Annotated in this window: 22 protein-coding genes; 20 read left to right on the top strand and 2 right to left on the bottom strand. The window is 60.7% G+C overall.

Going from position 1 to position 22,437, the window contains the following annotated elements; translation table 11 throughout:
- Nucleotides 1–47 precede the first annotated feature (47 nt).
- The 17 genes from hscB (at nt 48) to QSJ80_RS08640 (ending at nt 16,545) form a co-directional block, all read left to right on the top strand.
- Nucleotides 48–584, top strand: a complete 537-nt coding sequence (gene hscB / locus QSJ80_RS08560) for a Fe-S protein assembly co-chaperone HscB (RefSeq protein WP_285764019.1) — start codon at nt 48–50, stop codon at nt 582–584.
- Nucleotides 585–635: 51 nt separating this feature from the next.
- Nucleotides 636–2,501, top strand: a complete 1,866-nt coding sequence (gene hscA / locus QSJ80_RS08565; protein ID WP_285764020.1) for a Fe-S protein assembly chaperone HscA — start codon at nt 636–638, stop codon at nt 2,499–2,501.
- Between the two features lie 8 nt (nt 2,502–2,509).
- Nucleotides 2,510–2,848 carry an ISC system 2Fe-2S type ferredoxin gene (gene fdx, locus QSJ80_RS08570; protein WP_285764021.1) on the top strand — a complete coding sequence of 113 codons (339 nt, stop codon included), beginning with the start codon at nt 2,510–2,512 and terminating at the stop codon, nt 2,846–2,848.
- Nucleotides 2,849–2,897: 49 nt separating this feature from the next.
- The gene (gene iscX, locus QSJ80_RS08575; protein WP_285764022.1) at nt 2,898–3,098 is read left to right on the top strand and encodes a Fe-S cluster assembly protein IscX; all 201 of its coding nucleotides are present in this window, start codon (nt 2,898–2,900) and stop codon (nt 3,096–3,098) included.
- Nucleotides 3,099–3,366: 268 nt separating this feature from the next.
- A complete protein-coding gene (gene ndk, locus QSJ80_RS08580; RefSeq protein WP_285764023.1) occupies nt 3,367–3,792 on the top strand; it encodes a nucleoside-diphosphate kinase in 426 nt (141 codons plus the stop codon).
- Nucleotides 3,793–3,920: 128 nt separating this feature from the next.
- The gene (gene rlmN, locus QSJ80_RS08585) at nt 3,921–5,084 is read left to right on the top strand and encodes a dual-specificity RNA methyltransferase RlmN (protein ID WP_285764024.1); all 1,164 of its coding nucleotides are present in this window, start codon (nt 3,921–3,923) and stop codon (nt 5,082–5,084) included.
- A gap of 122 nt (nt 5,085–5,206) precedes the next feature.
- Nucleotides 5,207–5,950 carry a type IV pilus biogenesis/stability protein PilW gene (pilW, locus tag QSJ80_RS08590; protein ID WP_285764025.1) on the top strand — a complete coding sequence of 248 codons (744 nt, stop codon included), beginning with the start codon at nt 5,207–5,209 and terminating at the stop codon, nt 5,948–5,950.
- Complete coding sequence (locus QSJ80_RS08595) at nt 5,943–7,010, top strand: RodZ domain-containing protein (RefSeq protein ID WP_285764026.1); 1,068 nt, start codon at nt 5,943–5,945, stop codon at nt 7,008–7,010. The genes pilW and QSJ80_RS08595 overlap by 8 nt, the downstream gene beginning before the upstream one ends.
- A gap of 89 nt (nt 7,011–7,099) precedes the next feature.
- On the top strand, nt 7,100–8,212 hold the full coding sequence (gene ispG / locus QSJ80_RS08600) for a flavodoxin-dependent (E)-4-hydroxy-3-methylbut-2-enyl-diphosphate synthase (RefSeq protein ID WP_285764027.1): 1,113 nt from the start codon (nt 7,100–7,102) through the stop codon (nt 8,210–8,212).
- A gap of 59 nt (nt 8,213–8,271) precedes the next feature.
- Nucleotides 8,272–9,546, top strand: coding sequence for a histidine--tRNA ligase (gene hisS / locus QSJ80_RS08605; protein WP_285764028.1), 1,275 nt, complete (start codon nt 8,272–8,274; stop codon nt 9,544–9,546).
- A 69-nt stretch (nt 9,547–9,615) separates the two neighbouring features.
- Entirely contained in the window at nt 9,616–10,320 is a 705-nt protein-coding gene (locus QSJ80_RS08610; protein ID WP_285764029.1) for a YfgM family protein, read from the top strand.
- On the top strand, nt 10,320–11,477 hold the full coding sequence (gene bamB, locus QSJ80_RS08615; protein ID WP_285764030.1) for an outer membrane protein assembly factor BamB: 1,158 nt from the start codon (nt 10,320–10,322) through the stop codon (nt 11,475–11,477). The genes QSJ80_RS08610 and bamB overlap by 1 nt, the downstream gene beginning before the upstream one ends.
- A 142-nt stretch (nt 11,478–11,619) precedes the next feature.
- On the top strand, nt 11,620–13,017 hold the full coding sequence (gene der, locus QSJ80_RS08620; protein ID WP_285764031.1) for a ribosome biogenesis GTPase Der: 1,398 nt from the start codon (nt 11,620–11,622) through the stop codon (nt 13,015–13,017).
- 115 nt (nt 13,018–13,132) lie between these two features.
- Complete coding sequence (locus QSJ80_RS08625) at nt 13,133–14,590, top strand: NAD-dependent succinate-semialdehyde dehydrogenase (protein WP_285764032.1); 1,458 nt, start codon at nt 13,133–13,135, stop codon at nt 14,588–14,590.
- 55 nt (nt 14,591–14,645) lie between these two features.
- The gene (gene tsaA, locus QSJ80_RS08630) at nt 14,646–15,377 is read left to right on the top strand and encodes a tRNA (N6-threonylcarbamoyladenosine(37)-N6)-methyltransferase TrmO (protein WP_285764033.1); all 732 of its coding nucleotides are present in this window, start codon (nt 14,646–14,648) and stop codon (nt 15,375–15,377) included.
- Nucleotides 15,377–15,988, top strand: a complete 612-nt coding sequence (locus QSJ80_RS08635) for a DUF1214 domain-containing protein (RefSeq protein WP_285764034.1) — start codon at nt 15,377–15,379, stop codon at nt 15,986–15,988. The genes tsaA and QSJ80_RS08635 overlap by 1 nt, the downstream gene beginning before the upstream one ends.
- Nucleotides 15,988–16,545 carry a DUF1254 domain-containing protein gene (locus tag QSJ80_RS08640; RefSeq protein ID WP_285764035.1) on the top strand — a complete coding sequence of 186 codons (558 nt, stop codon included), beginning with the start codon at nt 15,988–15,990 and terminating at the stop codon, nt 16,543–16,545. Before QSJ80_RS08635 ends, QSJ80_RS08640 begins: the two co-directional genes overlap by 1 nt.
- A gap of 8 nt (nt 16,546–16,553) precedes the next feature.
- Here the strand turns inward: QSJ80_RS08640 and QSJ80_RS08645 are convergent, their stop codons facing one another.
- Complete coding sequence (locus QSJ80_RS08645) at nt 16,554–17,090, bottom strand: hypothetical protein (protein ID WP_285764036.1); 537 nt, start codon at nt 17,088–17,090, stop codon at nt 16,554–16,556.
- A 214-nt stretch (nt 17,091–17,304) separates the two neighbouring features.
- On the opposite strand from QSJ80_RS08645, the gene QSJ80_RS08650 reads away from it, so the two are divergent.
- The 3 genes from QSJ80_RS08650 (at nt 17,305) to tadA (ending at nt 20,376) form a co-directional block, all read left to right on the top strand.
- Nucleotides 17,305–18,954, top strand: coding sequence for a GMC family oxidoreductase (locus tag QSJ80_RS08650; protein ID WP_285764037.1), 1,650 nt, complete (start codon nt 17,305–17,307; stop codon nt 18,952–18,954).
- A 105-nt stretch (nt 18,955–19,059) separates the two neighbouring features.
- Nucleotides 19,060–19,902: a putative RNA methyltransferase gene (locus QSJ80_RS08655; protein ID WP_285764038.1), complete on the top strand. Its 843-nt coding sequence runs from the start codon at nt 19,060–19,062 to the stop codon at nt 19,900–19,902.
- 18 nt (nt 19,903–19,920) lie between these two features.
- Nucleotides 19,921–20,376, top strand: coding sequence for a tRNA adenosine(34) deaminase TadA (gene tadA / locus QSJ80_RS08660; RefSeq protein ID WP_285764039.1), 456 nt, complete (start codon nt 19,921–19,923; stop codon nt 20,374–20,376).
- Between the two features lie 35 nt (nt 20,377–20,411).
- Here the strand turns inward: tadA and mltF are convergent, their stop codons facing one another.
- Nucleotides 20,412–21,884 (bottom strand): membrane-bound lytic murein transglycosylase MltF, encoded by a 1,473-nt coding sequence (gene mltF / locus QSJ80_RS08665; RefSeq protein ID WP_285764040.1) that lies wholly within the window; start codon nt 21,882–21,884, stop codon nt 20,412–20,414.
- Nucleotides 21,885–22,437 lie beyond the last annotated feature (553 nt).

A 22,437-nucleotide genomic window follows, 5' to 3' on the forward strand; every position in this document is an offset into this window, starting at 1 on the left:
GTGCTGCGCGGACACTCCAGACATCCCAAACCGGACCAGAGCCAGCCATGTCATTCATAGATGGTAACCAGAATTACTTTCAGATCTTTGGCCTGGAACCTACCTACCGGATCGATACCCGCGCGCTGGCCGGCAAGCTGCGCCAGCTGCAGCAGCAGGTGCACCCGGACCGTTTTGCCTCCGGCACGCCGCGGGAGCGGCGCCTGGCCGAGGAGGCCGCGGCGCTGGTCAACGATGCCCACACCACGCTGACCGACCCTGCATTGCGCGCGGCCTACCTTCTGAAAATGGCCGGCCTGGAAATCAGCGCGAACCAGACAACCGCAGATATGGATTTCCTCATGCAGCAGATGGCGCTGCGCGAGGAGCTGGAGGCGGTGCGTTCGGCATCCGACCCGGAACGGGCGCTGGAAGCCCTGATGGAGGAGGTTGAAGACCTGCTGCACAGGGAAGAAGAAACCTTTACGGAACTGTATGAGTCTGCAGACTACCCCGCCGCGGAAGCGACCCTGGCGCGACTGCAGTTCCTGTTCAAGTTGCGCCACCAGGCCGAAGACCTGGAAGCGCAGTTGTTTGACGACTGACGCACGGCGTTGTTCGTCCCTGACCAAAGACCTGTTTGAAACGCGATTCCCATGGTGCTACTGCAAATTTCCGAACCCGGCCAGTCTCCTGAACCGCATGCGCGCAAGCGCGCGGTCGGCATTGACCTGGGCACAACCAACTCTCTGGTGGCCACCATCCTCGGCGATAGGCCGCGGGCAATGCCGGATGCTGCTGGCAAGGTGATCGTGCCCTCGGCTGTTCGATACACGTCCGATGGTGTGGAAGTCGGCGCGGAAGCGAAAGCCGGCGCTGCACAGGATCCGTACAACACCATCCTGTCTGTCAAGCGACTGATGGGACGCGGCCTTGCCGACGTCAAGAGTCTTGGCGAGCAGCTGCCATACCGGTTTGCGGCGGACAAGGGTGGAATGCCTTCCATCGAGACTTGCGCGGGCAAGGTCAATCCGGTGCAGGTTTCTGCTGAAATCCTCAAGGTGCTGGCCGCACGCGGTGAAGAGGAGCTCGGTGGCAAGCTCGACGGCGCCGTGATCACGGTGCCTGCCTATTTCGATGACGCGCAGCGCCAGGCAACCAAAGATGCGGCACGCCTGGCGGGATTGCACGTCCTGCGCCTGTTGAATGAGCCCACCGCTGCAGCGGTGGCTTATGGCCTGGACCGCGAAGGCGAGGGCGTGATTGCCGTCTACGACCTTGGCGGCGGTACCTTTGATATCTCGATCCTGCACCTCACCAAGGGGGTGTTTGAGGTACTTTCCACTGGTGGTGACAGCGCACTCGGCGGCGATGATTTTGATCGCGCGATTGCCGGCTGGATTATCGAGCAGGCGGGTCTCGGCGTTGACCTGGACCCGGGCCAGCAGCGTCGGCTGCTGGACGCAGCCTGCGCGGCCAAGGAAGCCCTTGGCACGGAAGCTGAGGTGGATGTGTGTTTTGGCGATTGGCAGGGCACCCTCGACCGGGCGCTGATGGCTTCACTGCTCGATAGCCTGATCGACAAGACCCTGCGAGCTTGCAAGCGTGCCCTGCGTGACGCGGGCAAGAAAGCTTCCGAAATTGACAATGTGGTCATGGTGGGCGGATCCACTCGAACGCTGCGTGTGCGCGAGCGGGTGGCGGAATTTTTCGGGCGCGAGCCACTGACCGATATCGACCCGGACCAGGTGGTAGCGCTGGGTGCTGCGGTACAGGCGGATGTGCTGGTGGGCAACAAGTCCGGCGACGACATGCTGCTGCTGGATGTGATTCCGTTGTCCCTCGGACTGGAAACCATGGGTGGCCTCGCGGAAAAAGTGATTCATCGCAATACCACCATACCGGTCGCCAAGGCGCAGGAGTTCACCACCTTCAAGGACGGCCAGACCGCCATGTCCATTCACGTGGTGCAGGGCGAGCGCGAACTGGTTTCTGATTGCCGGTCCCTGGCGCGCTTCGAGCTGCGCGGCATCCCGCCGATGGTGGCCGGCGCGGCCCATGTGCGCGTGACCTTCCAGGTGGATGCCGATGGCCTGCTGTCCGTCAGTGCAGTAGAGAAGAGCAGCGGCGTGGCAGCAGAAGTGACGGTCAAGCCTTCCTACGGGCTCGACGACGACACCGTTGCGCAGATGCTGCGGGACTCCTACACCCACGCTGGCGACGATATGGCCGCACGCGCACTGCGAGAGGCGCAGGTCGAGGCCGAGCGTGTGCTGGAAGCGCTGATCGCGGCGCTCAGGGAGAATGGTGCCGAGCTGCTGAATGATGCCGAGCTGGCGGAACTGGAGCAGGGCATGCTCAAGCTGCAACAGGCGCATAACAGCGGTGACGCTGACACTATCAACAATGAAATTGAAAAACTGAATGACCTGTCTGGTGAATTTGCCGCACGGCGCATGGATAGTTCCATCAAGCGCGCCATGGCCGGGCATTCCCTGGACGAATTTGAAGGCGGGGAGTAACCAACGACATGCCGAAGATCGTATTTTTACCGCACGTGGAGCTGTGCCCGGAAGGCGCGGTAATCGAGGCCAGTAAAGGTGAGACTATCTGCGACGCCGCGCTGCGCAACGATATTGAAATCGAGCACGCCTGCGAGAAGTCCTGTGCCTGCACCACCTGCCATGTCATCGTGCGCGAGGGTTTCGATACCCTGAATGAACTGGACGAGTTGGAAGAGGATCTGCTCGACAAGGCCTGGGGGCTGGAGCCGGACTCACGCCTGTCCTGCCAGGCGGTGGTGGCCGATGACGACCTGGTGGTGGAGATTCCGAAGTACACCATCAACCAGGTTTCCGAAAAGCATTAGGGAGAAGCTACCTTGCTCGTTGTGGCTGTGTATGCATGAGGGAAGCACAATGGAACTGAAATGGACTGACATTCAGGATATCGCCATCGAATTGTCCGAGGCGCACCCGGATGTGGACCCGACTTACGTTAATTTTGTCGATCTGCGCAACTGGGTAATTGCGCTGGAAGGCTTCAACGACGACCCGGATCGCTGCGGCGAGAAGATTCTGGAAGCCATCCAGGCAGCCTGGATCGAAGAGCAGGACTGAATCAGCGGGCTGCTACTGACCAGTCGGTTTTGCGAATAATTTATAGTCAGAGGAATATCGCGTATAATGCGCGCCCCCGTGGCGCCCTGTGTACAAAAAATAGACGCAGCGCGTGGTGACACGGCAAGTTACAGGGGGGTTGTCCGGCAGGGCAGCCCCCTTAATCTTTCGGATGCCGGCAGATTCGTGACCGGCGAGCCGAAAAGTTGATGACCCGTTTTGCAGAGTGTTTTTGCAAAACCCAACCTTAAGGAATTGGAGAATTTCCATGGCAGTAGAACGCACCCTGTCCATCATCAAGCCGGACGCAGTAGCCAAGAACGTGATCGGCGAGATCGAAACCCGTTTCGAGAAAGCGGGCCTGAAGATCGTTGCCATGAAGATGGTGCAGCTGTCCCAAGAAAAAGCTGAAGGCTTTTACGCTGAGCACAAGGAGCGCCCGTTCTTCGGCGCACTGGTTGAGTTCATGACTTCTGGCCCGGTTGTTGTTCAGGTGCTGGAAGGTGAAGGCGCAATCCTGAAGAATCGCGAGCTGATGGGTGCCACCAACCCGAAAGAAGCTGACGCCGGCACCATCCGTGCTGACTTCGCTGACAGCATCGATGCGAATGCTGTTCACGGTTCTGACTCTGCAACTTCCGCCGAGCGTGAAGTGGCTTACTTCTTCTCTGCTGAAGAAATCTGCGCGCGTTAATTCGTGCGTACCCGGAAGCGGCTTTCCCGTCAGTGGAGCCGCTTCCGCTTTCGCGCTCCTTCGGGCGTGAAAACCCCTGATACTGCCGTTTCCTGCGATGTATGCAAGATATACGAGAGAGTGATTCCATGACCGAAGCACAGACCGTCAACCCGAACCAGCAAAAGGCAAACCTGCTCGGCATGTCCCTGGACAAGCTGAAGGTGTTCTTTTCTGAGTTGGGAGAAAAGCCGTTCCGTGCTGTGCAGGTGCTCAAGTGGATTCACCAGTACGGCGCCGATGACTTTGAGCAGATGAGCAACGTCAGCAAGGCGCTGCGGGCGAAGTTGTCCGAAGTGGCGGAGATCCGTCCGCCGGAAGTGCTGCAACAGCTCGATTCTGCCGATGGCACACGCAAGTGGCTGATCCGTGTGGATGGCGGCAGTGCAGTGGAAACCGTCTATATCCCTGATGGCGACCGCGGTACCCTGTGTGTTTCCTCGCAGGTGGGCTGTTCTCTGGATTGCAGCTTCTGCTCCACCGGCAAGCAGGGCTTCAACCGCGACCTGAGCGCGGCCGAGATTATTGGCCAGGTATGGATCGCCTGTAAGTCATTCGGGCAGCTGGAGGCCAATGGCCCACGCAAGGTCACCAATGTGGTGATGATGGGTATGGGCGAGCCGCTGCTGAACTTCGACAATGTCGTGGACTCCATGAACCTGATGATGGAGGACAATGCCTACGGCATTTCCAAGCGTCGCGTGACCCTTTCCACATCCGGCGTGGTGCCGGCCCTGGATCGCCTGGCAGAGGTGACCGATGTGAGCCTGGCCATCTCCCTGCACGCACCCAACGACGCGCTGCGCAACGAGCTGGTGCCGATCAACAAGAAGTACCCGATCGCGATGTTGCTGGACAGCGCCAAGCGCTATATCGACAAGATGCCCGACCAGCGCCGCAAGATGACCATCGAGTACACGTTGATCAAGGAGGTCAATGACCGCCCCGAGCACGCCCATCAGCTGGCTGAGCTGTTGAAGGATGTGCCGGTAAAGATTAATCTCATACCGTTTAACCCGTTCGACCTGTCTGATTACGAGCGGGTTAGCAACAACGCGCTGCATCGTTTCCAGAAAATTCTGGTGGATAAGGGCTTCATCGTTACGGTCCGCACCACCCGCGGTGACGACATCGATGCCGCCTGTGGCCAGCTGGCGGGCTCGGTCAACGACCGTACCCGACGCAGTGAGCGCTACCGTGCGCAGCGCGATGACCGCGATCTGGAGCAGCCGGTAAGGCTGATTGGTTCCTGAGGGGCCGGGTCGCAAAACAACAATAAGCAGTTTGAATCCGGGGGCAGAAGGCCCCCTGCAGCAGGGTATCGATAATGTTCTCAACGGCCGGTTTTGCGCACGCTGGACGACTCCTCACTTTAATGTTTTTCAGTGCCGTTCTGGCCGGCTGCGTCACCACCGGGGACCTGGAGCCCCGACGCAAGCCGGTTGATCTGGACCAGGCCCAGGAAAAACATGTGGAAATGGGCCTGCGTTACCTCCAGGCAAATAACCGCGATTCCGCCCGCTACCACTTTCAGGAGGCGCTGAAGCTGGACAAGCGTGACCCTGCTGCGATGCATGGCTTTGCACTTGTGTACCAGGCCGAGGGTGAAAAAGAAGTCGCGGAACAGTTTTTCAAGAAGGCCCTGCGGGCCGATTCCCGTTTCTCCATGGCGCGTGTCAACTACGGCGTGTTCCTGTACGGGCAGGGCCGCTTTGAAGATGCCTACGAGCAATTCAGGAAAGCCTCCGATGACCTGGATTACAATCGCCGCTCGTTTGCCCTGACCAATCTGGGCCGCAGTGCGCTCAAGCTGGGCAACCGCGAGCGCGCCGAGGGTGCTTTCACCAAGGCGCTGGCGCTGGACCCCGGCCTGACCATGGCGCTGATTGAGATGGCCGAGCTGAAATTTGAAGATGGCGCTTACTCTCTGGCCAAGCGCTACCTGGACCAGTTCAACCGCGCGAGCCGCCCCACCCCGAGATCGCTTCTGATCGGTATCAGGATCGAGCAGATATTCGGCAATCGCGACCGCGAAGCCAGTTATGCGCTGGCACTGAAGAATCTGTACCCCTACTCGCAGGAAAACCTGGAATACCAGAGATCGAAGAACAATGACTGATAGCGAGATGGTTGTCGCAGATATTGCGACCGCGGGTGCGGCAGAGTCCCCTGCAGACGACGCTCATGACCCGACTCCAGGTACGCAGCTGCGCCGCCTGCGCGAGGCGGCCGGTGTCTCCCGCGAGCAGTTGGCCAAGATCCTGTGTGTGACCCCCACCGTGTTGTCACAGCTGGAATCCGACCAGTATGAGCGCCTCGCGGGTTTCACCTATGTGCGCGGGTACCTGCGTAGTGCCTGCAAGTATCTGGAAGCCGATCCAGCCCCCTTGCTGGCCGGCCTGGAAGGCTACAGCCGGGAGGAAGTGGAGTCGCGCAAGGTTGTGGAAAGCGCGCGTGCGGCTGGTGGGAAAAGCGGGCTGGGCAGCGGCCTGTTGCTGCTGCTCGCCGGGTTGTTGATTGCCGGTTTCTGGTGGAGTACCGCGCGTGAGATGGCCCCGCCACAGGCGCTGCCGGATTCCGCCGCTGACGAGAGCCTTGAGCAAGTCTCTGCTGAGCGGGACAGTCCGCTGGCGGTGGAGTCTGTCCAGCGTGAAGCGGTGCTGGAAATACCCCCGGTAACGGATGCCGAGCTGGGTGCCCTGGCACTGGAACCAGAGGAGGAGCTGGCCGAAGCGCTGCCGGCCGCGCGCGAAACTGCCTCGGTGGTGGCGGCACCAGAAGCCGAGCCTGTGATCGAGCCCGGCTATCGGGAGCAAACGCCGGCTGAAGCACGGGTGGTTCCGGTGGTGGTTGCGGCCCCGGCTGAGCAGCAGTCGGCGACAGTATCAGCCGCAGTGCCCGCCACAGGGTCGGCCGCGGAGACCCGTACAGAGATCGCCGCAGGCGACCTGCAGCTCAGCTTCTCGGACGAGTGCTGGCTAGAGGTCAGTGATGCACAGGGCCAGGTGCTGCTGGAAGGGATCAGGAATGCCGGCGACAGCGTCACCCTGCAGGGACAGGCGCCCTATACGCTCAAGTTGGGCCATGCCGCGGTGGTCACGGCCATATATCGCGGCAGTGTGGTTGATGTGGCACCCCGACCGGGGCGTCGTACCCGAACCCTGACCGTTGGTAACTGATCGCTATCGCGGGGGCGCCCATAGCCGCCGCGACCCATCCCCTCTATAATCCGCCCCTGAAAAATCGTTGAGCCTGTTTCAGGAGTCCCATGCAGTTTGAATCGCCCATTGTTCGGCGCAAATCCCGCAAGATCTGGGTTGGCAAGGTCCCGGTAGGTGGCGATGCACCGATTTCCGTGCAGAGCATGACCAATACCGACACCTGCGATGTCGCCGCTACGGTTGAGCAGATTCGCCGGCTGGAAGCGGCCGGCGCGGATATTGTGCGCGTGTCGGTGCCGACCATGGATGCGGCAGAGGCCTTCGGGGCCATTCGCCAGCAGGTGTCAGTGCCGCTGGTGGCCGATATCCACTTCGACTACCGCATCGCACTGCGTGTCGCCGACCTGGGCGTGGATTGCCTGCGCATCAACCCGGGCAATATCGGCCGTGAAAAGCGTATTCGCGCGGTGGTAGACAAGGCGCGTGACCTGAACATCCCGATCCGTATCGGGGTCAACGGTGGGTCGCTGGAAAAGGATCTGCAGAAAAAATACGGTGAGCCGACCCCGGATGCACTGGTCGAGTCGGCCATGCGTCACGTCGATTACCTGGACCAGTACGATTTCCAGAACTTCAAGGTCAGCGTCAAGGCCTCGGACATCTTCATGGCGACCGCGGCCTACCGCAAGCTGGCCACCCAGATCGAGCAGCCGCTGCACCTCGGCATCACTGAGGCCGGTGGCCTGCGCGGCGGTACGGTCAAGTCCGCAGTCGGGCTGGGCGCGCTGCTGCTGGACGGTATTGGCGATACCCTGCGTATCTCCCTGGCCGCTGATCCGGTCGAGGAAGTGAAGGTCGGTTGGGATTTGCTGAAGAGCCTGCGCCTGCGCTCGAAAGGGGTGAACTTTATTGCCTGCCCCAGCTGCTCGCGCCAGAACTTCGATGTGGTCAAGACCATGAATGAGCTGGAGACGCGTCTTGAGGACGTGACCACCCCGCTGGATGTGGCGGTGATCGGCTGTATCGTGAACGGCCCGGGTGAGGCCAAAGAGGCGGATATCGGCCTGGCCGGGGGCACTCCGAGCCACGCCATCTATATCGATGGTCAGCCGGATCACAAGCTCAAGAGCGAGACCCTGGTGGATGACCTGGAGCGCCTGATTCGCGCGCGTGCGGCAGCCAAGGAAGAGCAGGAAAAGGACCTGATCGCCAAGGCCTGAACCGCGGCAGAGGCCCGGCGTTCAGGCGCCGGGGCAAGGAATTAGAGTAAGGAACAACATTGAAAGAGTTATCTGCCATCAAGGGCATGAACGACCTGACACCGGAGCGCTCTCCGGTCTGGCAGTACGTTGAGAGCGTCGTGACCGATGTTTTCGGCCGCTACGGATATAGCGAGATCCGTTTCCCTATTCTCGAGCAGACCCAGCTGTTTGCGCGTGCCGTGGGTGAAGCCACGGACATCGTCGAGAAAGAGATGTACACCTTTGAGGACAAGGGTGGACGCAGCGTGACCATGCGCCCGGAGGGAACGGCAGGTTGCGTGCGTGCCTGCCAGGAAAACGGCCTGTTGCACAACCAGACCCAGCGCCTCTGGTACATGGGCCCGATGTTCCGTTACGAGAAGCCGCAAAAAGGCCGCCTGCGCCAGTTCCATCAGTTCGGTGTCGAGGTATTCGGCATCGACACGCCGGACGCGGATGCTGAAATCCTGATGCTGAGCGCCCGCCTGTGGCAGGAGCTCGGCATTGACCAGCATGTATCGCTGCAGATCAACTCGCTGGGCTCGGCCGAAAGCCGCGCAGCCTATCGCGAGGCGCTGGTCGCCTACCTGACCGCGCACAAGGATGAACTCGACGGGGACAGCCAGCGTCGCCTGGACAAGAACCCTCTTAGAATTCTCGATAGCAAGAGCGAGCAGACCCAGTCGATTCTCGCTTCTGCACCATCCCTGCTGGATTTCCTCGATGAGGAATCGAAGGCACATTTCGAGCAGCTCAAGGCCATGCTGGACGCCGCCGGAATCGCCTATGAGGTGAATCCGCGTCTGGTGCGGGGGCTGGACTACTATGGCAAGACCGTGTTCGAGTGGGTGACCGAAAGCCTCGGCGCCCAGGGCACTGTCTGTGGTGGCGGCCGCTATGATGGCCTGGTCGAGCAGCTGGGCGGCAAGCCGACCTGTGCTGTAGGCTTCGGCCTGGGGATCGAGCGCCTGGTGCTGATGCTGGAAACCCTGGAAATGATTCCCGAGGGTATCGAGTGCCAGGTCGATGCGTACCTTGTTGCTGTTGGTAATGTGCAGGCTGAGGCCTTTGCCATCGCGGAAAACCTGCGTTCGGAACTGCCGTGGCTACGGCTGCTGGTGCACTGTGGCGGAGGCAGCTTCAAGAGCCAGATGAAGAAAGCTGACAAGAGCGGCGCCGATGTCGCCCTGATCCTTGGCGAGAATGAAGTCGCCGAGGGCAATATCGGGGTCAAGTTCCTGCGCAGTGATGAGGCTCAGGCATCGGTCGGGATTGCCGAGCTGGCAGATTTCCTGCGTAGCGGTACCGAGTAAACCTTTTCTGCAAAAGCGCCGGATGTTGCGGCGTCAAGATAAAAATAGTGGAAGTGATTGGAGTAAAAAGTGGCTGACCATCTTACAGAAGAAGAACAAATTGAAACGCTAAAGCGCTGGTGGAACGAGAACGGCCGTAGTGTTGTCTTTGGTGTAGTGCTCGCGCTGGCAGGTTATTTCGGTTACCAGGGCTGGCAGAAGCATGAGCGCACCCAGGCGGAAACCGCTTCCAACCTCTACCAGCAATTTACCCGCGGCATTGAGTCTGCCGGGCAGGGCGGGGAGTCTGGCGACGCAACCCGTATCGCCGCGGAACTCAAGCAGCAGTTCGGGGATCGAATTTACGCAAGCCAGGCAGCTTTGACCCTGGCGGGCCAGGCCGCCCAGGCCAATGACCTGGAAACCGCTGTGCGCGAGCTCCAGTGGGTGGTGGATAACGGCTCGGAAGAAGTATTGAAGCTGGTTGCCAAGCGCCGCCTGGCTTCAGCGCTTGCCGGCCGTGGCGAACTGGACCAGGCGCTAGCGCTGGTTCAGGGCGACGTACCTGAGTCCTTTACCGCCCTGTACGCGGAAACCCGCGGCGATATTCTCGCGCGCCAGGGCAAGGTCCGTGAGGCGCGTGCCGCTTACCAGCTGGCACTGGACAAGCTGCTGCCAGCCCAGGCGAACAGCGCGCAGCTGATCGAGTTGAAGATCAAGGGCCTGGGTGAGGGCGCCACTGACGGTGCCGCAACGGATGAAGAATCAACGGAGTCGGCCAAGGAATCCGAATAATGACAAACTCCCTGAAACAACTGGGTGTATTGCTGCTGGCATTGGCCATTGCAGCCTGTTCCTCCAACAAGGAAAAAGAAAATACTGACCCGGTACCCTTGCCGAGCATCCAGGAATCCCGCTTCCTGGAAACGCTCTGGAAGACGAAGGTGGGCGATATTGATACGGCGCGTTACGCGATGCTGCGCCCGGCCATTTCCGACAGCAACATCTATGTCGCCGACAGCGATGGTCGCGTGATGGCGCTGAATCGTTTCGACGGCGAGCGTGTCTGGCGTGTGGACCTCGGCCAGGATATTGGCGGCGGTGTCGGTTACGGCGATGGCGTTGTGGTGGTTGCCTCCTACAACGGTGAAGTGATTGGTGTCGACTCCGGCAATGGCGCCGTGCTGTGGCGCGCCCAGCTGTCGAGCGAGGTGCTGTCTGCACCGGCAGTGGCTTCCGGTATCGTGGTGGTACAGACACTGGACGGTAAAGTGCTCGGCCTTCAGGCCCAGAGCGGTACCGTTGAGTGGCGCTATGCGGCCAACATGCCGGTACTCACGCTGCGCGGTACCAGCTCCCCGGTGGTCTCGGCAGATACCGTTATTGCTGCACTGGATAACGGCAAGTTGGTGGGGCTCGGCCTGTACGATGGCGTCTTGCGCTGGGAACAGCGTGTGGCTGTTGCGCAGGGCACTTCAGAGCTTGAACGTGTGATCGATATTGACGGTGTGCCGGTTGTTCGTGGTGACCTGGTTTTTGCCGCCAGTTACCAGGGCCGGGTTGCTGCCTTGTCACGGGACGGTGGTCGTGGCCTGTGGGCACGTGACGCTTCAACCCACCATAGCGTTGCTGTCGGGGCGGGCAATGTATACTTGAGTGGAGCGGACGGCACAGTCAGCGCCTTCAATGTACGCGATGGCCAGGTGCTCTGGAGCAACGATCAGCTGCTGCGCCGGCAGCTCAGTGGCCCCGCGTTTCTTGACGACACCATTGTTGTCGGTGACCTGGACGGATACCTGCACCTGCTGGATCCGGTCAGCGGTCGCCTGCTCGGGCGCGAGAAAGTCGGGGGGGACCCGCTGCGGATTCCGCTGCAGGCGGAAAGCGGTGTGCTCTATGTGCTTGGCGATGACGGCAAGCTGACGGCACTACGGGTCGTTACCTCGGGATAATCCCGCAAAGGTAACCCGCTGTAGCCGCCCGCTTTATGCGGGCGGTTCTGTTTCTGTCGCCACTACAACTTCAGGCCGGACATTGCGATCCGGCCTGAAGTTGTAGTGGCGGCGTTAATTTTTCCGATATGAGTTTTTTTGAATGTTGCCAGTAATCGCCCTTGTCGGGCGGCCTAATGTAGGCAAATCGACCCTGTTCAACCGCCTGACCAAGTCGCGGGATGCGCTGGTAGCAAACTATGCCGGCCTGACCCGCGACCGGAAATACGGTGAGGCGGAGATCAACGGTCGCCAGGTCCTGTTGATCGACACTGGTGGTATTACCGGTGACGAAGAGGGCATTGATGCGGTCATGGCGCAGCAGTCCATGCAGGCCATCGAAGAGGCCGATGTGGTGCTGTTCCTGGTGGACTGCCGCGACGGCCTGACCCCCGCTGATGAAATGATCGCGCAGCACCTTCGGGTAAGGGCCAAGCCGACGTACCTGGTGGCCAACAAGGTGGACGGGGTGAACCCGGATATCGCGCTGGCGCCATTTTACGAGCTGGGTATCGGCGAACTGTTTCCCACCACGGCGACGCATGGCCGTGGCGTGCGCAACCTGCTGGAAAGGGTCTCGGAAGCCCTGCCGGAACAGGAAGAAACCGAGGCCGCCGAAGACGAAGGCAAGGGCGTAAAGATCGCGATTGTCGGGCGACCGAATGTCGGTAAATCCACTCTGGTCAATCGCCTGCTTGGCGAGGAGAGGGTGGTTGTATTCGATATGCCGGGTACCACCCGCGACAGTATCTATATCAACTACGAGCGCAACGGCACGCCCTACACCATTATCGATACCGCCGGCGTCAGGCGCCGCAAGAATGTGCGTGAAACAGTGGAGAAATTCTCCATCATCAAGACGCTGCAGGCGATCAATGATGCCAATGTGGTGGTTCTGCTGATGGATGCCAGCGAGGGCATTGTCGACCAGGACCTGCACATCATGGGCAACGTGATCGAGTCCGGCCGTGCGCTGGTGGTTGCGCTGAACAAGTGGGACGGACTGGACCCGGATCATCGCGACTACATCAAGAAGGAACTGGAACGGCGCCTGCGCTTTGTTGATTTCGCAGATACGCACTTTATCTCGGCGCTGCACGGCACCGGTGTGGGTCACCTGTACGAATCGATCGAGGCGGCATACCAGTCAGCGACAGACAAGCTCAGCACCAACCACCTGACCCGGATCCTGCAGTGGGCAGTGAGCGAACACCAGCCACCTATGGTGCACGGCCATCGAATCAAGTTGCGCTATGCCCATGCTGGCGGTCAGAATCCACCGGTCATCGTGATCCACGGTAACCAGACCGACCAGGTGCCAGCGCATTACGTGCGTTACCTGGAAAAGACCTTCCGTCGCGCGCTGGACCTGCACGGAACTCCGGTCAAGATCGAGTTCCGCGGTGGCGAGAACCCGTATGCGGGCAAGAAGAACAAGCTGAGCTCGCGCCAGCTGGCGAAAAAGCGCCGCCTGATGAAGTTCGTGAAAAAGAAAAAATAGGGACAAGCGGCGGGCGCTCTGGCTGACAGCTCGCCGTTTTTTGAATTATTATTCGATTTTGACCAAAGGTTAGCCGGGCAGGCATCGCCCGACCGGACATAATAAGGAGAATTCCATGCTGACTCTCGACAACCCCTCGTTGCTGCGCACCCAGTCCTATATCGACGGGGAGTGGGTGAATGCCGACTCGGGCGCCACCCTGGATGTCACCAACCCGGTGGGCGATGAGCTGATCACCGCTGTGGCAAGTGTCGGTGCTGGCGAAACCCGGCGTGCTATTGACGCCGCGAACCGGGCTTACCCGGCATGGCGCGATACCCCGGTCAAGCAGCGTGCAGCCCTTCTGCGCCGCTGGTACGACCTGATCCTTGCAAATGCCGATGACCTGGCCAAGATCCTGACCGCGGAGCAGGGCAAGCCGCTGGCCGAGGCCAAGACTGAAATTGTGTACGGCGCCAACTACCTGGAGTGGTTCGCGGAAGAAGCCAAGCGCATGTATGGCGATGTCATTGCGCCGCCAAGCAATGACAAGCGTATCGTGGTGATCAAGCAGCCGGTCGGCGTGGTCGCCTCCATCACACCGTGGAACTTCCCCAATGCCATGATCACCCGCAAGGTGGCACCGGCACTGGCTGCCGGATGTACTTTTGTTGCCAAGCCAGCGAGTGAGACGCCGCTGTCTGCACTGGCCATGGCTGTGCTGGCAGAAGAGGCCGGTATCCCCAGCGGTGTCTTCAACGTGGTTTGCGGCAGCAACTCGCGCGAGATCGGCGGTGAGCTGACCAGCAACCCGATTGTGCGCAAGCTGACGTTTACCGGTTCCACGCCAATTGGCAAGTTGCTGATGGCGCAGTGTGCCGACACCGTCAAGAAAACCTCGATGGAGCTGGGTGGCAACGCGCCGTTTATCGTGTTTGACGATGCGGATATCGACAAGGCAGTGCAGGGCGCGCTGTTGTCCAAGTATCGCAATGCAGGCCAGACCTGTGTCTGTGCCAACCGCATCCTGGTTCAGGATGCGGTGTATGACGAATTCGCCGAGAAATTCGCCGCAGCGGCGAAAGCACTGAAGGTTGGTAACGGTGCGGAAGCGGGCACCGAAGTTGGCCCCATGATCCACGCCCGTGCCGTCAAAGACGTGCACGCCATGGTAGAGGATGCACAGCAGAAAGGCGCAACCGTGGTAACCGGTGGCAGCAGCGGTGACCTGGGTGGCAATTTCTACCTGCCGACGATCCTCAAGGATGTCTCTTCCGACATGCGTGTGTTCCGCGAAGAGATCTTCGGCCCCATCGCGCCGCTGGTTCGCTTCAGCACTGAAGAGGAAGCGGTGCAGATGGCCAACGACACCGAGTTTGGCCTGGCGGCCTACTTCTATGCACGTGATATCGGCCGCGTCTGGCGTGTCAGTGAGGCGCTGGAATACGGCATGGTCGGTATCAATGAAGGCATCATTTCCAATGAAATGGCACCGTTCGGTGGGGTCAAGGAATCCGGTAGCGGCCGCGAGGGGTCAAAATACGGTATCGATGACTACATCGAAATCAAATACCTCTGCATGGGCGGAATCTGATTCCCGGATGCCTGGGCGCTGCCGGCGCCCGGGCTGATCGCCCTGAAGCACGCCTGTGATTACTTCCATCAATCTCTCCCCGATAGCGATTACGCGTTCCTGTTTTGGGGAAAAGTTCGGGGTGCCCAGGCAACCATTGCTGGCGGACGCCAGCCGCGCATCCCTTGTATTGCTGCCTCCGTTTAACGATCCACAGTTGCTACAGGGGCTGGAAGGTGCGAGCCACCTGTGGGTGATTTTCCAGTTTCACCAGTGTGCAGGACAGTGGCAGGCGCGGGTGCGGCCACCAAGACTGGGTGGCAACCAGCGCATCGGTGCCCTGGCAACGCGTTCGCCTTTCCGGCCGAATAACCTGGGCTTATCTGTGGTGCGCTTGCTGGAGTTGCGCACCGGGCCGGAGGTCGAAATCGTGATCGGCGGGGCGGATCTGGTGGACGGCACCCCGGTCCTGGATATCAAGCCCTACGTGCCTTACGCGGATGCGCTGCCGGACGCGAGCCTGGACTTTGTGCCCCAGGCGCCCGCGGAGTACGAAGTCCGCGTGCCTGAGAATGTACAGCGGATTGCAGAGGCACACCGGGATGAATGGAATACGAACCTGGTACTGCTGATACGCCAGGTGCTGGCCCAGGACCCGCGCCCGGCATACCAACAGTCTGCCCCGGGGCGGGTTTACGGGATGAAATTATGCGGATACAACCTCACCTGGCACTATCCGGAGCCGGGGGAGGGCGGCGAGCGCGTCATCGAGGTGCTCGAACTGCAGCGACAGGATAACGAGGAATAATGCTGAAAAAATTTTTTTTCTGGGGCAGTGCGATTGCGACGGCGCTGGTGCTGGGTTTTGCCGGTGGCGGCACTGTATTGCTGAAGATGTACGACAAGTACGCAGTCGAAAATGGCGACTGGAAAGCGAATACCCTGACGGCGTCTGATGAGGCTGGCCCCTGGATGCGGGCCATGAGCAGCTTCGGCGGCCCGCTGGCGCAGCGCAGGGAATATTCGGTTTCCTACCGTGCCACCAGTGCAGCGGGTATCCCGTTGAGCCTGCGCTGTACCTACCGGGTAGAGGTGCCGGAGATGGACGTGGCCTGGTGGAGTATTACCGTTTACGGCGTGGACGGCTTCCTGATGCGTGGGGACGACACCAACCACAGCGTTAACAGCCGTGTGTATGATACCAGTGGGCAGGATTTTATTACCCTGTCGCGGCAGCACCCGGAGCAGGGTGCGTGGCTGGCGGTTGGTGAACCGGCGAAGGAAATCCCGAAGGGTCGGCCCAAGACCGATCGTTACGAATTTGACCTGCTCCTGCGCCTCTATGGCCCGGGCGACGCTTACCTGGATAGTCCTGCATCGGCTCCGCTGCCGGTTATCCGCGTGGAGGATTGCCGCTGATGAAAAGCTTTCTGAAATGGATGGCGTGTGCCCTGGGTGGCGCGGTGCTGGTCCACGTTGCTGTCATCTTTTCCATGCCGAAATTTATCATGGGCGGTCTCTGGGAAGGTGCGGTCAAGGGTGAGAAGGCGGCGGTCAACCGCTTCCTGGCCGCGGACAAGGCTTCTGCGGAAAACCGTCGCGTGGTCCGCCCGAGCCCGGACCTGCTGCACTCTACCTGCCTGGTTGACCTGAGCAGTGGCCCCGTGATGCTTGAAGGTGAGTGGCTTGCGGGTTACTGGTCGCTGCAGCTTTACGATATGCGGGCATCGAATTTCGCCAGCATGACAAACCTGGAGGGTCGTGGCAGCGCCGCACAGCTCAAGTCGCCAGGTACATTCAAAGTGGCCCTGGTTCCGACCCCCGCCGGGCGCGCAGAACTTGAGTCACAGGGTTATCGCGTATTCGAGGTTGCTGGTGAGCGGGCTATCGCACTGGTGCGCTGGAGCGCGCTCGACGCGGAGCAGGAAAACGCTGCACTGGCCGCACAACAGGGCGCGCGCTGCTATCCGGGTTAGCGATTGCGCTAGTAAGCCGTAGCCGGATCCCCGGGGGCGCCCAGTATCAGGAAGCTGCTCCAGCCCCCGTCCACTCTGCGTCCGCGCGGTGCTGCGATCAGGGATACCTGTTCCGCGCGTTTGCCACTTAACTTGCGCCGGTAAATGACTCTGCTGCCTTCTCCAACACCGCGCGCCGTTCTCTGTCGTACCCACCCGGAACCCAGGCACTGGCCGACGTGGGCCGCCACCATGCTGCGGTGGGTGAGGGCGGATTGCTCGTCCTTGAATTTCACCTGGCACACATACTGGTCGCGGCCAACACCCCATTGCAGGATCTGGCAGCTTTTGCCGACGAGGTCAACCTTGGTGCTCCACACGGTGACCCTCGAGCTCGTGGTGCGACTGCCTTTTACGTCGCTGAATCCACGCTGGTAGCTGTCCAGCATTGCCGGCAGCTCCGCGCACAGGCTGCCGGAGACGGCTCCCGGTGTTCCGGAAATAGAGCCACAGCCGTTTAGTGTGAGTGGCAGGAAGATAACTGCAATTACCCTGCGCAGGTTCATAGGTCTCGCCAAAAGCTGGTACGGAAATACAGTTTCAGTATAGGGGCTTGCCTGCTGTCTGCGGGCATGACGGTTGATTTCCGTGCTGGTGCGGCCTGCTATTTTGGGTCATGGTGGAGATGGCGGCAGGGCTGCTACGCTTGCGCCTGATTCATGTGCCGGTTGTCATACCCTGCCGGCGCATTTTGCTCCAAAGGCTGACAGGGGAGACCGCATGTCACGAGCGGAAGTATTCGATTACATCATCGTCGGCGGGGGATCCGCGGGATGCGTACTGGCGAATCGCCTGAGTGCGGACCCGGAATGCCGCGTATGCCTGCTGGAAGCGGGCCGCCCGGACAACAGCCCGTTGATCCATGTGCCGGCGGGTCTCGCGCAACTGGTGCCGGGCGCCAGGTACAACCTGCACCATGAAACCGAGCCGGAGCAGGCACTCGACGGCCGGCGCCTGTTCTGGCCCCGCGGCCGCACCCTCGGTGGCAGCAGTTCCATCAACGCGATGATTTACATACGCGGGACCCGCGAGGACTACGACGACTGGGAAGCACAGGGTAACCAAGGGTGGGGCTGGCGCGATATGTACCCCTACTTTCTCAAGGCGGAGGGCAACAGTCGTGGCAGCAGTGCCTACCACAGCAGTAGCGGACCGCTGAGTGTTTCTGACCTGAACTGGATGACGCCGGCAAGCCGCGCTTTTGTCGAGGCGGCCCAGCAGGCCGGCCACCCGCACAATGATGACTTCAACGGCAAGACCCAGCTCGGTGTTGGGCTCTACCAGGTCACCCAGCGTAACGGGCGTCGCTGTTCCAGTGCCGCAGCCTACCTGCATCCGGCGGCCGATCGCGACAACCTGCGCATCATGACCGGGGCCCAGGTTGCCCGGGTACTGTTCAATAATGGCGGTGCCTCTGGTGTCGAGCTGGTGCGCGGGGGTAAGAAGATCCTCGCGAATCGCGAAGTCATCCTGTGTGCCGGCGCCATACAGTCACCACAAATCCTGATGCTTTCCGGCATTGGCCATATTGACGACCTGCGCGCCCTGGGAATCGGCGCGCAGATGCACCTGCCGGGGGTTGGCTGCAACCTGCAGGACCACCTCGATATCACGCAGGTGGTTGAGGCGACCGGGCCGGTGACTTTTTCCCTGAATATCGGGCATATGTTGAAGACCGCGCTGACGTTGCCGGAATTCCTGTTCAAGGGCAGCGGCCCGCTGACATCCAACATCGCCGAGGCGGGTGGTTTTGCCTGCAGTTCCCTGGCGAACGGCAGGCCGGACCTGCAGTTCCATTTCACCGCGGCGCCCCTGTTTGAGCACGGCATACGCCGGGAGCGGGGCTTCGGTTACTCCCTGCATGTGTGCGACCTGCGTCCGAGGAGCCGGGGCCGGATTACTCTGGCCTCGACCGACCCCCGTGCACTGCCGCGCATAGAGGCCAATTATCTGGCCAGTACAGAGGATATGCAGGTGTTGCGCGAGGGGTTCGCAATGGCGCGCGATATTCTCGGCCAACCGGCGCTGGCGTCGATGCACAAACGCTGGTGGCTGCCGGACAAGCCGCTCACCGAGCAGACGGAAATCGACGCCTTTATCCGGCGTTATGCCGAATCCATTTACCACCCGGTCGGTACCTGCAAGATGGGCAGCGACGAAATGGCGGTTGTGGACCAGGAATTGAAAGTCCGGGGCGTAGACGGTCTGCGGGTCGTCGACGCCTCGATCATGCCGACCCTGATCAGTGGCAATACCAATGCGCCGGTGATTGCCATCGCGGAAAAGGCCGCGGTAATGATCCTGTCCGGGTCCGGTAGTGGGCGGGCGCACGGGAAGGGCGCGGCAAAACCGCGACGCGCGACCATCTGAGACGGTTGCTGTATGTCGCCATTGTTACCGGTTAAGTGACAAGGCGTCCGGTTTTCCTATAATCACGCCCCGACAAAAAGGTGACGAGCAAGGCGAGCTGCCACGATGCAACAATCCGGAATCGATACCAACGCAGTGGCTGCGGGCTGCTGGCGCTGTCCCTTGTGTGCAGGGGAGCTCACGTCCCTTGATGGCAGTTGGCGCTGCACCAGCGGCCATAGTTTTGACCAGGCAAAAGAAGGCTATCTCAACCTGCTGCCCGCGCACCACAAACGCAGCAAGGCGCCGGGGGATTCCGCCGAGATGCTGGCGGCACGGCGGCTGATATTGTCCAGTGGTTACTACGACAAGCTTGCTGGCGCCATCGCGGCGATGCTGCCATTTCGTGCAGGGCAGCGCCTGCTGGACATCGGCTGTGGGGAGGGTTATTACCTGCGCCAGCTACAGGCGCGAGGCTGGGAGCCTGCCGCGCTTGCGGGAGTGGATATTGCCAAGCCGGGCGTGCGGGGGGCGGCGAAAAGGCAGTCGCAATGTGAGTTTGCTGTGGCCAGCAGTTTCCGATTGCCGGTGCATGACCAGTACTTTGACCGCCTGCTGAAGGTGTTTGCGCCGGCAGACAGTGCCGAGATGGCGCGGATTCTCAAGCCTGGCGGCCAGCTGCTGGAGGTGGGCCCGGGGCCGGACCACCTGCGTTCGCTCAAACAGCACCTCTACCGGGAAGTGCGTCCTCACCCAGACCCTTCGCCCCTGGCCGGGTTTACAGAAGTCCGCCGCATGCGCCTGGTGTTCCCGTTTGTGTTGCGCGGTGCTGAACTGGTACGCGCCTTCATCCTCATGACCCCATTCTCCTGGCACGGCAATGAAACGGCGAAGGAAGCGCTGGCCTCGCAAGAGGTGTTGCATCTTGAAGCGGATTTCCTGCTGCGCCTGTTGCAGGTTGATAGTTAGAAATGGAGCAAGCCTGTAATGGCGAGACCGATTGACTTCGATTTTATGGAGCGCGCGCTGGAGCTGGCGCGAACCGCAGCGAACCATGGCGAGGTACCCGTGGGCGCGGTAGTGACACTGGATGACGAGATCATCGGTGAGGGCTGGAATCAGCCGATCATCTCGAAAGACCCCACCGCCCACGCTGAAGTCGTGGCCCTGCGGGCGGCGGCACAGCGGCTGCAGAACTATCGGATGCCGGCGGCAAACCTGTATGTCAGCATTGAGCCATGCTCCATGTGCTGCGGTGCCATGATCCACGCGCGGGTGAAAAAGCTTTTCTATGGTGCGCCGGAGCCGCGGGCGGGGGTGGTGCAGAGCAACCTGCAGATGCCTGAGCAGCCTTTCTACAATCACCGGCTGGAGTGTGAGGGTGGGCTGCTGGCGGAAGAGGCTGGCGAGATGTTGTCAGCCTTTTTCAAAAGCCGGCGTTAGTTACGCCGGCATCAAAGTGCCGGTTAAAGTGCCGGTTAAAGTGCCGGAATGGCCCCGTTCTCCCTTTCGTTGGCATCGGCAACGGCGCCCTCGGCTGCTTCGCGAGCAGCTTTCGCGATGCGCTGTTCCTCAATCCTGGTGCCCAGGCTCAACAGCGTGTAGTAATGACGGATGTTCTGTACGTAGGTGACCGGCTCCCAGCCGCGCGCGTAGCCGTGCTTCAGCTGGCGGTAATACTGGCGCTTGGCCAGCAGTGGTAAATGGTCGCGCACGTCGGTCCATTTGTCCGGGTTGCCACCGAGCTTTTCCGTCAGTACGCGCGCGTCCTCAAGGTGGCCGCGACCCACGTTGTAAGCCGCAAGTGCCAGCCAGGTGCGGTCCGGCTCACGGATGCGATCCGGCAGTGAATCCAGCAGGTGGCGGAAGTAACGTGCGCCGCCTTCAATGCTCTGGAGCGGATCGACGCGGTTCTTGACCCCCATTTCCTTGGCGGTGGCCCGGGTCAGCATCATCAGGCCACGCACGCCGGTGCGGGAGCGCGCGCGCGGATTCCAGTGGGATTCCTGGTAGCTGACGGCCGCCAGCAGCTGCCAGTCCAGGTTGTACTTCTCGCCGGCCTGCTCGAGATATTTCTGCCACTTGGGCAGGCGCTCGCTTTGTGCCCGGGCAAATGTCTTGGCCCCGCCCGTGTTGAGCTCGGTGATATGGCCGTAGTGCTTTTCACGCAGCTCAGCCACCAGGCCGTTGTCATTGGCGCGCACCAGGAAGCTGCGTGCCTCACGATAGAGGCTGTCGTCCGCCGATTTTGGCAGCGCCCAGGCCAGTGGCTGGAACTGGGTCAGGTGGAAGCCGACAATCGCCTTCGGGAACAGGCCGCGGTGAATCGAGTAGGCGCTGGAGTCGACGATGGCGTAGTCGTATTGGCCGTTGTGGACGCTTTCAATCAAATCAACGGCGTCCGCATCGGGCAGTCCGGCCCATTGCAGCTCCGGGTTGCGTCGCTTCAGCTTCTGCAATTCTTCCGCGTGGGCCGATCCGGCCACCACGGCAATGGTCTTGCCCGTCAGGTCGCGGACGCTTTTCGGTCGCGCAACGCCCTGGCGGTAGATCACCTGCTGGCGGGTCTCGAAGTAAGACGGGGTAAAGCGAATCTGGTCCCGGCGGCTGCGGGTAACCGTCAGGCCGGCGGCGGCGATATGGGCCTCGCCAGAGACCAGGTGGTCGAACAGGTTTTCCAGGTTGTCGACGTCACGGATCTCCAGGTCGACGCGCAGCTCGTCTGCAAAGGCACGCAGCAGGTCGTATTCAAACCCGCTGTAGTTGCCATTGGCATCCTCATAGAATGTGGTCGGGCCATTGCGCGACAATACCGTCAACTTGCCCTCGGACTTGATCCGCTCGAGGGAGGTCGGCGATTTGCTGGCGGCGAGCAACGCAACGCAACAGGTCAGGGCTAACCCCTTGACCAGGCGCTTGCGGTAACGGCGCATCCGTGACTTTAGCTTCATCTGGTATCCCTTGACGCGATTTATCGCTTTTATCAGGCGCCAGTGCCCTCAGGCTCAGGCAGCTCCCCCTGGTATCGCTGGTCCCTGTGGGCTGTGGTTGCACAGCTTTTTTGGCCACCGGGCGAAACCGAGCGCAAATCATCAACGGCTTGTATGAATGATGCCCGATTTTACCTGCCAAAATTGTGATTGGACAGCTTGTGTTCGACCAATAAGTGTAGTAGCTCCCAGCGCCAGAAATGTGCTGAACGGATGGAAATTGCGCCAAAATACGTAGAAATCCTCGGGTTGTGAGGAAGCTTGCGACCGGTGGCGTAGTAGTCGTTTTAACTGTCACCGACCTGCGCGTTCGGGTACAATGCCGGCCTTTCCCGGGGGCGCCGATCCCTGTTCTTTAATATCAGTACCGGTCCGGATTTTGCGCTGTGTCGAGACAAGGCCTTGTGGGGCGTTTGGCGCTGTACGGTCAGGCATGATCTGTGGACCACGGGCGCTTCCGAACCTGTCGTGCGGCCGAGCTTGTCGCGCATTACTATCATGGCTAAAACCAAGA

This window comes from Biformimicrobium ophioploci, from assembly GCF_030270605.1.
Classification (GTDB): domain Bacteria; phylum Pseudomonadota; class Gammaproteobacteria; order Pseudomonadales; family Cellvibrionaceae; genus Biformimicrobium; species Biformimicrobium ophioploci.